This is a genomic window from Rhodococcus sp. RD6.2 (assembly GCF_001040705.1).
In the GTDB taxonomy this organism is placed as follows: Bacteria; Actinomycetota; Actinomycetes; order Mycobacteriales; family Mycobacteriaceae; genus Rhodococcus_G.
Window position 1 is genome coordinate 288,776 of the sequence record NZ_CVQP01000010.1, and the last position, 12,715, is coordinate 301,490.

A 12,715-nucleotide genomic window follows, 5' to 3' on the forward strand; every position below is an offset into this window, starting at 1 on the left:
GTGGACGATCCTGCAGTGCAGAGTTTCTGGGACGAACTGCGGAGCACGACGCAGGCGCGGATCGGGTTGGGCCGCTCCGGCGACGCGTTGCCGACGGCGCGGGTGCTCGAGTTCCGGGCCGCGCATGCCGCCGCGCGCGACGCCGTCCACGATCCCCTCGACACGGGGTCGCTGGTCGACCGGGTCGAGTCCGTCGGGCTGGGACGGCCCCTCGTCGTCACGAGCCGGGCGGCGGACCGCAGTGAGTATCTGCGCCGCCCGGATCTCGGGCGGGAACCGGCCGATCTGTCGGCGGTGCCGGCGACGAACGCGGACATCGGAGTCGTTCTCGCAGACGGTTTGTCGCCGCGCGCGATCACCGATCACGGGGTGCCGCTGCTGTCGGCTCTGGTCGCGGAGTTCGACGGTCGCTACAGCATCGCGCCACCGGTGATCGCGACGCAGGCCCGGGTGGCACTCGGCGATCACATCGCCGCGGCCCTCGGGGTTCGGACGGTGCTGGTCCTGATCGGGGAGCGCCCCGGTTTGTCGGTGGCGGACAGCGTGGGTGTCTACCTCACCCACCGGCCGGCTCCGGGACGCACCGACGCCGACCGGAACTGTGTGTCGAACATCCACCCACCCGACGGGCTCGCGTACACCGTCGCCGCGCGGGTGGTGTCCGGCCTCGTTGCCGGTGCCCGGCAACTGGGACGCTCGGGGGTCGATCTCAAGGACACCTCCCGCGTGGACGCCATCACGGGCGACGGGCACGCCACCCGCGTGATCGACTCGACAACAGGGTAATTCGGAGGCGGGACCGAATCTGGTCGAGTCACGCAGACGCGACGCCGTCCGCCTCGGCGCGGTAGTTTCCGGGCCACGCCTTGCCCAGGGTGAGGCCACCGTCGACGACGATGTTCTGCCCGGTGACGAAGGAGGCGTCGTCCGAGACGAGGTAGGCGATGGCGCCTGCGATGTCCTCGCCCTCGCCGGCGCGGGGGATCGGCTGGAACGACGCCAGCCCCTTGCGGACGTTGTCGATACTCGCGTCCAGGGCGTCCCCTTGGAGACCGGCACCGTGTCCCGTGATCCGGGTTGCCACGCCGCCGGGGGTGACGGCGTTGACGCGGACGTGGAACTCCGCGAGTTCCCGCGCGGCGCTCCGGGTCATCTGCAGCGTCGCGGCCTTGGCGGCGCCGTACGGGTGGGGACCGAAGCCAGTGCGTACCCCGGCCACCGACGACACGTTGACGATGGCGCCGAAACCCTGCGCGCGCATCACCCGCGCCGCGTGCTTGGTGCCGAGGAACGCGCTGCGGGCGAGCACCGCGAACGAGGCGTCCCACTCGTCGACGGTGGTGTCGGCGACGTAGGTCCAGGAGCCCACCCGGCCCGCGTTGTTGACCATCGCGTCCAGACGTCCGAAGCGGTCGGTCGCAAGGCCGACCGCGGCGGCGACGTCTTCCTCCCTGGTGACGTCCGTGTGGAGGTAGATCGCGTTCTCTCCCAACGAGGCCGCGACCTTCTCGCCGCGTTCGTCGTCGATGTCGGTGACGACCACTCGCGCCCCGCGCTTCACGAGGAGTGCGCATGTCGCAGCGCCGATTCCGCTCGCTCCTCCGGTCACCACCGCGACCTTGCCGTTCAGTTCCGTCATGTGTCGAGTCCCTTCGTCGTCGTCCGCTCCACCGTGATCTCTTGAGGTATTAACCTAAAGGCATTAGCTTGATATGTCGACGGCTGAAGCGTGAACCGGGTGCCGTCGGAACAACGCGAGGGGAAGGCCCCGAATGTCCGACCTGATAGTGACCGAGCGTCCGCGTCCGGGCGTCCTACTGATCCGCCTCAACCGCGCGGACGCCCTGAACGCGATGAACGTCGAACTCGTCGAGGCACTGCACACCGTGCTCGCCGACGTCCGCCACGACTCCGAGACCCGCGCCATCGTGCTCACCGGCAACGGGCGGGCCTTCTGCGCCGGAATCGACCTGCGCGGATACGGCACACCTCCTGGTGCGGCGGAGGGCGAAGGCCGAGCGCAGGCGGGTATGCGGGTGCAGCAACACATCGCGTCACTGGTCGAGGCATTCCGGGGTGCCCGGCCGCCCGTGGTCGCCGCGATCAACGGTGCCGCCGCCGGTGGCGGGATGGCCCTGGCGTTGATGGCCGATGTCCGGATCATGGCCGACACCGCCGCACTGCACGCCTCGTTCATCAATCGTGGGCAGTCCAGTTGCGACATCGGCGTCAGTTGGCTGCTGCCCCGGATGATCGGATTCTCCAGGGCCGCAGAGATTCTCCTCACTGGGCGTCCCGTCGACGCCGCCGAGTGCGAGCGCGTCGGCATCGTGTCCTCGGTGCATCCCGCGGAGCGCCTGCTGGACGCTGCCCTCGACACCGCCGAGAACATCGCGCGCAACAGCCCGTTCGGGGTGTGGATGACCAAGGAGGTGATGTGGTCCAACCTCGAGGTACCCAGCCTGCGCGCCGCGATCGACATGGAGAACCGGACACAGATCCTCGCCGCCATGACGAAGGACCACCGCGAGGCGGTGCACTCGTTCCTCGAGAAGCGGCCCCCCGTCTACCGGAACCACTGAAGGACAACAACTGTGACGAATGGAAGGTGGGATCGGTGAAGGTCGGAGTCATGGCCGGGTACTGGGGCTCGGGGCCGCCGAAGCGAATGGAGCAGACGGTCGCCGAGGCGGAGGCCCTCGGCGTGGACAGCTTCTGGACCGCGGAGTCCTATGGGTCCGATGCGCTGACCCCGCTGGCCTGGTGGGGCGCCCGTACCTCGACGATTGCGCTGGGCACGTCGGTGTGTCAGATGTCGGCGCGTACCCCCACTGCGCTGGCGATGGCTGCGCAAACCCTCGACCACCTCAGCGGTGGCCGCGTGATTCTCGGCATCGGCGCCTCAGGTCCGCAGGTGGTCGAGGGCTGGTACGGCCAGCCGTATCCGCGACCGCTCGAACGCACCCGCGAGTACATCTCGATCATGCGGGCGGTGTGGGCCCGGGACGAGCCGGTGACCTTCGACGGCAGGCACTACCAATTGCCGTACCAGGGCGGCACCGGCCTGGGTAAGCCGCTCAAGTCGATCGTGCACCCACTGCGTCGCGACATCCCGATCTACATGGGTGCCGAGGGACCCAAGAACGTGGCACTGGCCGCCGAGATCGCGGACGGCTGGACGCCGCTGTGGTTCTCACCGAAGACCGACGACTTCTACCGCGCCGCGCTCGCGGAGGGCTTCGGCCGTGAGGGTGCTCGCCGCACCACCGACGACTTCGAGATTGCCAACGTGTGCTGGCTCGTCGAGGACGACGACGTCGAGCGCGCGGCATCCCGGCTCAAACCCGTGGTCGCCCTCTATGCAGGCGGCATGGGCGCCAAGGACGCGAACTTCCACAACGACGTGTTCGTCCGGATGGGGTGGGGCGATGCGTGTGCGGAGATTCAGGACCACTACCTGAACGGCCGCGTCGATCTCGCCGCGCAGGCCGTCCCGACCGCGATGGTCGAGGACGTGGCGCTGGTCGGTCCCGTGGACAAGATCTGCGAGGACATCGAGAAGCGGTGGAAGCCGACCTGCCTGACCACGATGATCCTCGGCGGCTGGCCGCGCCCGGCTTCTCGGGAGCGGATCCTCGACGCCATCAGGACCTGACCGCGGTTCCGTCGACTCCGGGTGTATGACCTCCGAGGGCCTTCTTGGATGATCTCGACAACCGCCGCAAGCCGACTTAACCTAAACTCATTAGCTTATGGCCGATCGCTCCGGCGATGCCCGATGAAGAGATCTTGGATGGTCCCACTGTGTCTGCCCACTCTGCACCCCTCGACCTGCGTACTCCTGTCCTCGTCGGCGGCGGTCAGATCAACAACCGCGACGGTGGCCGCGAACCGGTGGACCTGATCGCCGACGCCGCGCATCGGGCCGCGGCCGAGGCGGGCAGTGCCCGCCTGCTCGAACTCGTGGACTCGGTCCGCATCGTGGGCCTGCTGTCGTGGAAGTACCGGGACCCCGGCGCGCTCGTCGGTGAACGGATCGGGGCGGCGCCCCGACACACCGCCTACACCGGCAGCGGTGGCAGCACACCTCAGGTGCTCGTCAACGCCGCGTCCGAGGACATCGCCGCGGGCCGATGCGACGTCGTGCTGATCGGTGGCGCCGAGTCGTGGCGCACCCGAATGAAGCTGCGCGCCCAGGGTGTTCGGCCGGATTGGACGCTGCAGGACGAATCGGTGCCGAAGGCGTCACTGGCCGTCGACGAGGTGCCGATGCAGTCGGGCACCGAGATGCGCGCCGGACTCGACCGTCCCGCCTACATCTACCCGCTGTTCGAGCAGGCGCTGCGGCTGTCCGCCGGCCTGTCGGTGGCCGAGCACCGTGACGCGATCGGTGCCCTGTGGTCCGGGTTCAGCAAGGTCGCCGCGACCAACCCGCACGCATGGACGCAGCGCGAGTACACCGCGGACGAGATCGTCACTCCCTCGGCTGATAACCGGTGGATCGTCTCGCCGTACACCAAACTGCTGAACTCGAACAACATGGTCGAGCAGGGCGCCGCCCTGCTGCTGTGCTCGGTGGAGGTCGCGACACGGCTCGGCATTCCGCGAGAGAACTGGGTGTTCCCGCAGTCGGGCACGGAGTCGCACGACACCTACGACATCGCCGAGCGCGGCGCGCTGGATCGCTCGCCCGCGATCCGCATCGCCGGCGGACGGGCGCTCGAACTGGCCGGCATCGGGGTCGACGATGTCGCGCACGTCGACGTGTACTCCTGCTTCCCGTCCGCGGTCCAGGTCGCGGCGCGTGAACTGGGGCTGCCGCTCGGCGATCCGGGTCGGCCGCTGACCCTCACCGGTGGCCTGACATTCGCGGGCGGCCCGTGGAACAACTACAGCACCCACGCCATCGCGACCCTGGCTACACGTCTGCGGGAGTCGCCGGGCAGCTACGGGCTGGTCACCGCGAACAGCGGCTATCTGACCAAGCACGCATTCGGGGTGTACCGGACCGAGCCTCCGGCCGGTGGCTTCCGCCGCGAGGACGTACAGGCGGCGGTCGACCGCGAGCCGACCGTCCACGCGCATCCGACGTACGAGGGTCCGGCGACAACCGAGTCCTGGGCGGTGCTGCACGACCGTTCTGGGAATCCGGAGCGAGGTTTCCTCGCGGCCCGCACTCCGGACGGGGGACGCACGCTCGCGTCCTCCACGGATGCCGGTGCGCTCGATCGACTTCTGGTCGCCGAGGAGGCCGGGGAGCCTGTCGTCGTCGGCGGTGACGGCGGTTTCGACTTCGCCTGAACAGGCGTTTCGGCCTCCGTCATGCCGCGAGCATTGACGCACAATACCTAACGACATAAGGTTAATGGCATTCCGGCGCCACGCGCCGAGGTGGCGTCCAGGACGCACGTCGATCAAGGAGAATCACATGTCGGCAGAAGACTTTCGGACGCTGTACGAGCGTCACGTTGGCCACGTCGTGTCCGGGAACATGAAGGCAGCGATTGCCGACATGGTGCAGGAGAACATCCCCGCCGTCTTCGACGGCGTGTCCGTGCCCCGCGGCGCCGTCAACGGCTTCGAGATCAAGGACGTGCGCCTCGAAGGCGATCGTCAGATCGGTGAGACGGTCTACGACACCCCCGACGGCGTGATCGGCCTGCGATCGATCTGGGAACTGCGCGACGGGCAGTGGAAGGCCGCGGCGCTGGAGAACTTCCCGCCGTCGGGAGCCTCCGCATGAACACGGACGTGACGCAGCGCGAATTCCCCTGGGGACCGGCCTCGGACGGACTCGACCAGCCCTACTGGGACGGCCTGCTCGCCGGTGAGCTGCGACTGCAGCGCTGCGGGAACTGCGCCGAATGGATCTGGGGGCCGCAGTGGATCTGCGGGCACTGCCACACGTTCGACCCCGGATGGGAGGCGACCCCGGCGATCGGCACCGTCTACAGCTGGGCGCGCAGCCACTATCCGTTCATCAGCGAACTCGCCGACCGCGTCCCCTACGTCACCGTCCTCGTCGAACTCCCTGGAGCCGGAAACCGCAGGGTCCTCGGCATTCTCACCGGCGACGACACCGACATCCGAATTGGCGACCCGGTGGTCGGGCACATCGAACTCGACGAGGGCGCGACCTGGCCGCTGCTGCGGTGGCGTCGACGCGAAGGAGCACAGGCATGAGCGTGGCAACGATGCGCGGCGCAGCAGCGGTGGTGGGAGTTTCGGAACTTCACTACAAGCGCGGTGAGGCCCCGCACGGCGAGCTGCGGATGACCCTCGAGGCGATCGTCGCCGCCTGCGTGGACGCAGGCATCTCGCCACGCGAGCTCGACGGCTTCGTCTCCTACGCGGGCGGCGGACACGACGGCGCGACCATCGGTGGCGCGCTCGGTGTCGACGACGTGCGCTGGTCGAACATGATGTGGGGTGGGGGCGGCGGCACCGTCGCCGCCGCCGTCAACAACGCCGCCGTCGCCATCGCGGCAGGCCAGGCCGAGTGCGTCGTCGTCTATCGCTCGATGGCGCAGGAGGACACCGGACGTCTCGGCTACGCCAAGTACTTCTACGGATCCCACTACCTCGCCCACGGCGTCGGTTCACCCGCCCAGGTGTGCGCACTGCGCACACAGCGGCTGCTCGAGCACGACGGCGTGCCCCGGGAGGCGATGCGGGCTCTGGTTCTCGCCGCGTACCGGCACGCGCAGAACAACCCCACCGCCGCCGGGTACGGCAGGCCGCTCGACGAGGCGACCTACGACGCGTCCCGGATGATCGCCGAGCCCTTCCATCTGTTCGACTGCTCCCGCGAGAACGACGGCGCCGTTGCGCTGGTGCTGGTCTCCGCCGAGCGGGCGAAGCGCATGCGACCCGACGCCGCCTACGTGCTCGCGGGCGCGCAGGGCGCGCCCGGCGGCTACTCGTCGATCATCGACAACGACGACCTCTACACCAGCGCCGGCTTCGCCGGTCGTCCCGGACGCCCCGGTGTCGCCGAACGACTCTGGACCGCAGCGGGTCTCGGACCGGACGACGTCGACGTCGTGCAGGTGTACGAGAACTTCAGCGGACCGGCGGTCGCCGCTCTCATCGACCACGGGCTCGTACCCACCGGTCCCGCCGCGGGCGGAGTCCTCACCGTGGACAACCTGACGGCGGGGATCGGCAAGCTGCCGGTCAACACCAGCGGCGGCAACATCGCGGACTCGTTCGTCAACGGGATGGGCCTCGCCGTCGAGGCGGTGCGGCAGATTCGCGGCACCTCCACCAATCCGGTCGAGGGCGCACGGACGTCGCTGTTCATCGGTGGCCCGATGGCGCCGGTCGTCAGTTCGACGCTGTTCGGCCACGAAGACACCCTGTAGAAGACGCAGCCAAAGGATCGACATGGACATCTCCCTGGACCGGCGCACTCTGTTCATCGACGGCGAGTGGGTGACCCCGCAGTCCGACGCCACGTTCGACGTCATCGAGGCCGCGACCGAGAAAGTGCTCGGCACAACAGCTCTCGCGTCCACAGCCGACATCGACGCCGCTGTGGCCTCCGCGCGCCGAGGCCTGGCATCCTGGCGGGCACTGGGAGCCGCGGACCGTGCCGACCACCTGGACCGATTCGCGGCGGCGCTCAAGGCTCGCGCCAAGCAGACGGCGGCGCTCACCACCAGGGAGAACGGCATGCCGATCTCCCTGTCCATCGGCGCCAACGGCTTCGCGCCGAGCATGATGGTCGGCTACTACGCGAACCTCATCCGTCGGACGGCGTCCGACGACGTGCGGCCCAGCGCCCTTGGGGGACGCACCGTGGTGCGCCGTGAGCCGGTCGGCGTCGTCGCCGCGATCACCCCGTGGAACTACCCGCAGTCGCTCGCCGCGATGAAGATCGCGCCGGCCCTCGCCGCCGGCTGCACCGTCGTGCTCAAGCCGGCACCCGAAACCGCGCTGGACGCCTTCGTGTTCGCCGACGCCGCGGTCGAGGCGGGTCTTCCCGCGGGTGTCGTCAACGTCGTTCCCGCCGGGCGCGAGGTGAGCGCCTACCTGGTGGAGCACCCCGGCGTCGACAAGGTGGCGTTCACCGGCTCCACCCCGGCAGGGCGGGCCATCGGCGCGACGTGCGGCCGGTTGCTGCGCCCAGTGACCCTGGAACTCGGCGGAAAGTCCGCGTCCATCGTCCTCGAGGACGCGGACCTCGACGTCTTCGCCGCGAACCTTCTCGGGGTGTCCCTGCCGAACAACGGCCAGACGTGCCACGCCGGCACCCGGATCCTCGCGCCGCGAAGCCGCTACGCCGAGGTCGTCGACGCGGTGACGGAGACGGTGCGCGCCCTGCGGATCGGTGACCCGCTCGACAAGTCCACCCAGATCGGGCCGCTGGTCAGTGCCGCGCAGCGCGACCGAGTGCTCGGGTACATCGACATCGGGCGTAGCGAGGGACATCGCATCACCACCGGCGGTGGCGCACCCGCCGGGCAGTCCGTCGGCTGGTACGTCGAGCCAACCGTCTTCGAGGGCGTGGACAACGCCGCCCGCATAGCGCAGGAGGAGATCTTCGGGCCCGTCCTGGTCATCACGCCCTACAGCGACGAGGACGAAGCCGTCGCGATCGCCAACGACTCCGAGTACGGGCTCGGCGGCACCGTCTGGACTGCGGACGAGGAGCGCGGGCTGGCGATCGCCGACCGGATCCACAGCGGCACGGTCGGCGTCAACCACTACGCACTGGACTTCGACGCGCCGTTCGGCGGTGTCAAGGCGTCCGGTCTGGGCCGTGAACTCGGCCCGGAGGGCATCGCCCCCTACTACGACAGCAAGTCGATCTACTTCGGGTCCTGAGCGACTCGATCTTCTGCGAACGGAGCGCACGATGACCCTTCCGCTGCACGGCGTCCGCGTCCTCGACCTCACCGATGGACTCGGCGAGTCCGCGGGCCGCTACCTCGCCGACCTCGGCGCCGAGGTGATCCGCGTCGAGGTTCCCGGGGGCTCGCGGTCGCGGTCGGCCGAGCCGGTCGTCGACGGTGTGAGCATCCCGTTCGCCCTGCGCAATGCCAACAAGCTCGGCATCGTCCTCGACCTGGAGTCCGACGCGGGCAGGACCCGACTGCGGGAGCTCGCGTCGGACGCGGACATTCTGATCGAGTCGCACCGCCCGGGATGGCTCGCGGAGCGGGGGATGGGTCCGGACGAGATCCGTGCCCTGGCAACGGAGTTGGTGTGGGTGTCGGTCAGCGGATTCGGCCAGACCGGGCCGTACCGCGACTGGATCGCCACCGAGCAGGTGCTGTACGCGCTGTCCGGGGTCCTGTCGCGATCCGGTGCGCCCGGTGCCGAACCGCTGCTGCCGCCTGCCGGGCTGGTCGAGGAGAGCGTCGGCGCGCACGTGGCCTGGGCGGCGCTGCTCGCGTACCACCGGCGCCTCGCGAGCGGACGGGGCGAGACCGTCGACCTGTCCGCGTTCGAGGCGATCGTGCACGGCTTCGATCCCGGTTTCGGGGCCCAGGGGTCCGCAGCGGCGGGACGGTCCGAGGACTTCCCCCGGGGGCGCCCCGACGCCGCCAACTTCTACCCGGTCTTCCCGTGCAAGGACGGGCACGTCCGGATCTGCCTGCTCGCCAAACGCCAGTGGCGCGGCATGTTCGAATGGCTCGGTGCACCGGACGAATTCGCGGACCCGAAGTACGACACCATTCCCGCCCGGTTCGCCGCGGCGGGCACCCTGCACCCGCTGATCGAAGACCTGTTCGCCGCCTACACCCAGGCCGAGCTGGTGGCCGAGGGAGCGCGCCGCGGTGTTCCGGTCGGTGGAGTGCACACCCTCACGGAGGTGCTCGCCACCGAGCACTTCGCGGCATCCGGATCACTCGTGGACGCGGAAATCGCTCCCGGTGTGCGTGCCCGCGTACCGTCGGGCTACGTCAGCGTGGCAGGCGAGCGCGCCGGGATCCGGACGCGGGCACCGCAACTCGGCGAACACAACGACCTCCAGTTGCCGACGAGGAACCCCCGGACGGCCGGAGCCGACGATCCGTTCGCCGCCCCGCTGGCCGGCCTCCGCGTTCTCGACCTCGGTGTGATCGTCTTCGGAGCCGAACTGAGCAGGCAGTTCGCGGACTACGGCGCCGACGTGATCAAGATCGAGAACGCGAACTTCCCGGACGGACTCCGCCAGTCGAAACGCGGTGCGGCGCTGGCGGCGTCGGTGGCGTGGGGGCATCGGAACAAGCGCAGCCTCGGGCTCGACCTGCGTAGCCCGGAGGGCGCGGATCTCTTCCGCCGCCTGGTCGCCGACGCCGACGTGGTTCTCGCCAACTTCAAACCGGGAACGCTGGCCTCGATGGGCTTCTCCTACGAAAGCCTGGCGGAGATCAACCCGCGAATCGTGGTGTCGGAGTCGAGTTCCTTCGGCAGCACCGGACCGTGGCGCAGCAGGCTCGGCTACGGCCCGCTGGTGCGTGCGTCCTGCGGAGTGTCGGCGCTGTGGCGGTACCCGGACAATGCGGAGCTGCTCTGTGACGGCCAGACCGTGTACCCCGACCACATCGCAGCGCACGTCGCGGCGGTCGCGGTCCTGGCCGCTTTGATCGACCGACGTCGAACCGGTCGCGGCACGAACCTGGAGCTCGCGCAGGCCGATACGGCCCTGACCCAACTGGGATCCCAGCTCGTTACCGAGGGCCTGCGGCCCGGCACGGTCACCGCGCCGGGGAACACCGACCCGTATGCGTCGCCGAGCGGGGTGTACGCCTGCGCTGGTGACGACGAGTGGTGCGTCGTCTCCGTCTCCAACGACGACGAGTGGGCTGCGCTGTGCGGGGTCCTCGGTCGACCGGACCTGTCGGAGGACAGCCGGTTCGCCACCGCACCGCAACGCATCGCCCATCGCGCCGAGGCGGACGCATGTGTCGCGCGGTGGCTCGTCGATCGGGATCCACGTGAGGCGGCGGCGACGCTGCAGGCCGCCGGAGTGCCGGCGGGCGCGATGCTGCGACTGCCGGAGCTCCTCACCGACCCGCACCTGACCGCCAGGCGCACCTACACGACGATCGGTCACGATCTGCTGCCTGCGGACCTGCCCGCCACCGCCCGCGTCGCCGTCTTCGGGGAGATCTCCGACCCGCCTGCGCGACAGGCCCCGCTCGCCGGGGAGCAGACCCGGCAGATCTGCGCCGAACTGCTCGGCATGGACGACACCGAGATCGACGCGCTGGTGCGATCCGGCGTCCTGCAGCCACCGGCGACGGACCCCGCACTGAGGTCGGCGGTCACCGCCGGGTAGCGCACACGCTCGGTGATCAAGCTGTGACCTGCAGTTTTCCGGTCCGGTCCTCCGTTGTCGGGTGTACGGTGATCGGGGGCGGGTAACCGGAAGGTGCGCACGATGGGCGGCCACATTCGGAGCTTGACCACGGTGCTGCTGACAGTTGTCGGCGCGACGTTCGCATTCGCGCCGCCGCAAGCGCACGGGTTCGCAGAGGACATTTGCTACACCCCGGGCGGGGCGCCGCCGCACAATTGCGCGCCCCTGCCCCCACCCTGCCCCGTGGACGATCCGAACGGTCCGCTCTGCGGACTCGAGGCGTTCGTGCGCTACGGCTACACGCTCCGCCAGCCGCTCGGCGGTCGCAGTCTCGTGCACTCCGACTCCACCTACATCATCGCCCGCACCGTCGGGTTCTCCGAACGGGACGCGTACTGGATCGCGGCATACGACGAGGCGACCGACCTCGGAACCTTCGTGCCGCGCGACGCGGACGGAGCGCCGGTGCCGGACGCCGCCGCCCTCACCACCGCTGACATCAGCGGTCTCGTGCGGACGCACTTCGCGACCGGCGGGTTCCTGTTCCACTTCCTGCCGACGATGCGCGACCTGCGGGACCCGGAGCCGGACGGTTTGCGTCCCGACGTCGACGACCCCGCGCACGAGGTGATGCTCACGCACGTGCGGCGCTGGGCGATGGCCGGGCCCGGCACCGCGGCGCCGTTGTGCACGGGCGGTTTCACCAACCCGTCGGCGTCCGGTGACTACGCCACCGGTACCGAGTGTTTCGCCGATCCGGAAGCGGCGCAGATCAACGGCACGTACAGCGTGCAGGCTCCGCTCGCCATCCCGTTCACCAACGTAACCGGCCCACAGGTCATTTCGGACGGAGTGCTGGCGCCGCAGTTCGATTCCTGGGTGGGGGCCGAGTCCTGGAACGCGAGGATCGGCATCTACCTCCACGCTCTCGCCGACCGGATCTCGCACCATGCCTGCACCGACGCGGGCACGGTGACCGCGCCGTCGCCGGAACGTCCGGACTTCCGCATCGACCTGAACAAGCCCGCCTGCGACCAGGGCCCGCACGCCGTCCGCCACGAGTACGAGACCGGTGTCGACTTCGGTGCACTGGAGCCGGAGGATCAGACCACCGAAGCGGCTCTGTCGATGATCTACGACGAACTCGTCGAATTCGCCCGCGTTCGTGGCACTCTCGACTCCCAGGCCCTCACGCCGACGGTGAAGTCCGCGCTACTCGTGGACGGACTTCTGCCCGCGCTGCAGCATCGGAACCCGGTGGAGCGACTGAACGCGGTCACCGAGGTTGGCTGCCGGGGCGGCATCCCTGCCTTCCCGGGAAGCCCGGTCTGCGGAGGCTGACGACCCCGCCGCGCTCGAGCGGCGGTGCCTCACTCGCGAGATACATGGCTGATACACATATTTCGGCTGCTCGAGCGTCGC

11 protein-coding genes are annotated in these 12,715 nt (G+C 69.5%); 10 read left to right on the forward strand and 1 reads right to left on the reverse strand.

Annotated features, from left to right (window positions below; genetic code table 11):
* Entirely contained in the window at window positions 1-786 is a 786-nt protein-coding gene (gene eutC / locus RHCRD62_RS22280) for an ethanolamine ammonia-lyase subunit EutC (RefSeq protein WP_050066925.1), read from the forward strand.
* Between the two features lie 28 nt (window positions 787-814).
* Here eutC and RHCRD62_RS22285 read toward each other — a convergent pair whose 3' ends face one another.
* A complete protein-coding gene (locus tag RHCRD62_RS22285) occupies window positions 815-1,639 on the reverse strand; it encodes a glucose 1-dehydrogenase (RefSeq protein ID WP_050066926.1) in 825 nt (274 codons plus the stop codon).
* Window positions 1,640-1,772: 133 nt separating this feature from the next.
* Here RHCRD62_RS22285 and RHCRD62_RS22290 point away from each other — a divergent pair, with 133 nt between their 5' ends.
* From RHCRD62_RS22290 to RHCRD62_RS22330, 9 genes are all read left to right on the forward strand, one after another.
* Complete coding sequence (locus RHCRD62_RS22290) at window positions 1,773-2,582, forward strand: enoyl-CoA hydratase-related protein (protein WP_050066927.1); 810 nt, start codon at window positions 1,773-1,775, stop codon at window positions 2,580-2,582.
* A 35-nt stretch (window positions 2,583-2,617) separates the two neighbouring features.
* Window positions 2,618-3,655: an LLM class F420-dependent oxidoreductase gene (locus RHCRD62_RS22295; protein WP_050066991.1), complete on the forward strand. Its 1,038-nt coding sequence runs from the start codon at window positions 2,618-2,620 to the stop codon at window positions 3,653-3,655.
* A 149-nt stretch (window positions 3,656-3,804) separates the two neighbouring features.
* On the forward strand, window positions 3,805-5,301 hold the full coding sequence (locus RHCRD62_RS22300; protein WP_253277433.1) for an acetyl-CoA acetyltransferase: 1,497 nt from the start codon (window positions 3,805-3,807) through the stop codon (window positions 5,299-5,301).
* A gap of 127 nt (window positions 5,302-5,428) precedes the next feature.
* Entirely contained in the window at window positions 5,429-5,743 is a 315-nt protein-coding gene (locus tag RHCRD62_RS22305) for a hypothetical protein (protein ID WP_050066992.1), read from the forward strand.
* Window positions 5,740-6,183, forward strand: a complete 444-nt coding sequence (locus tag RHCRD62_RS22310; RefSeq protein WP_050066929.1) for a Zn-ribbon domain-containing OB-fold protein — start codon at window positions 5,740-5,742, stop codon at window positions 6,181-6,183. Before RHCRD62_RS22305 ends, RHCRD62_RS22310 begins: the two co-directional genes overlap by 4 nt.
* Entirely contained in the window at window positions 6,180-7,364 is a 1,185-nt protein-coding gene (locus tag RHCRD62_RS22315; protein ID WP_050066930.1) for a thiolase C-terminal domain-containing protein, read from the forward strand. Before RHCRD62_RS22310 ends, RHCRD62_RS22315 begins: the two co-directional genes overlap by 4 nt.
* A gap of 22 nt (window positions 7,365-7,386) precedes the next feature.
* On the forward strand, window positions 7,387-8,829 hold the full coding sequence (locus RHCRD62_RS22320) for an aldehyde dehydrogenase (protein ID WP_050066931.1): 1,443 nt from the start codon (window positions 7,387-7,389) through the stop codon (window positions 8,827-8,829).
* Between the two features lie 31 nt (window positions 8,830-8,860).
* Window positions 8,861-11,272, forward strand: a complete 2,412-nt coding sequence (locus RHCRD62_RS22325) for a CaiB/BaiF CoA transferase family protein (protein ID WP_050066932.1) — start codon at window positions 8,861-8,863, stop codon at window positions 11,270-11,272.
* A 102-nt stretch (window positions 11,273-11,374) separates the two neighbouring features.
* A complete protein-coding gene (locus tag RHCRD62_RS22330; RefSeq protein ID WP_050066933.1) occupies window positions 11,375-12,634 on the forward strand; it encodes a hypothetical protein in 1,260 nt (419 codons plus the stop codon).
* Window positions 12,635-12,715 lie beyond the last annotated feature (81 nt).

Excerpts from the sequence above, each read along its gene's own strand:
- RHCRD62_RS22315 (WP_050066930.1), top strand. The coding sequence starts at position 6,180 with ATGAGCGTGGCAACGATGCGCGGCGCAGCAGCGGTGGTGGGAGTTTCG.
- RHCRD62_RS22290 (WP_050066927.1), top strand. The coding sequence starts at position 1,773 with ATGTCCGACCTGATAGTGACCGAGCGTCCGCGTCCGGGCGTCCTACTG.
- RHCRD62_RS22330 (WP_050066933.1), top strand. The coding sequence starts at position 11,375 with ATGGGCGGCCACATTCGGAGCTTGACCACGGTGCTGCTGACAGTTGTC.
- RHCRD62_RS22310 (WP_050066929.1), top strand. The coding sequence starts at position 5,740 with ATGAACACGGACGTGACGCAGCGCGAATTCCCCTGGGGACCGGCCTCG.
- RHCRD62_RS22305 (WP_050066992.1), top strand. The coding sequence starts at position 5,429 with ATGTCGGCAGAAGACTTTCGGACGCTGTACGAGCGTCACGTTGGCCAC.
- RHCRD62_RS22285 (WP_050066926.1), bottom strand. The coding sequence starts at position 1,639 with ATGACGGAACTGAACGGCAAGGTCGCGGTGGTGACCGGAGGAGCGAGC.
- RHCRD62_RS22320 (WP_050066931.1), top strand. The coding sequence starts at position 7,387 with ATGGACATCTCCCTGGACCGGCGCACTCTGTTCATCGACGGCGAGTGG.
- RHCRD62_RS22325 (WP_050066932.1), top strand. The coding sequence starts at position 8,861 with ATGACCCTTCCGCTGCACGGCGTCCGCGTCCTCGACCTCACCGATGGA.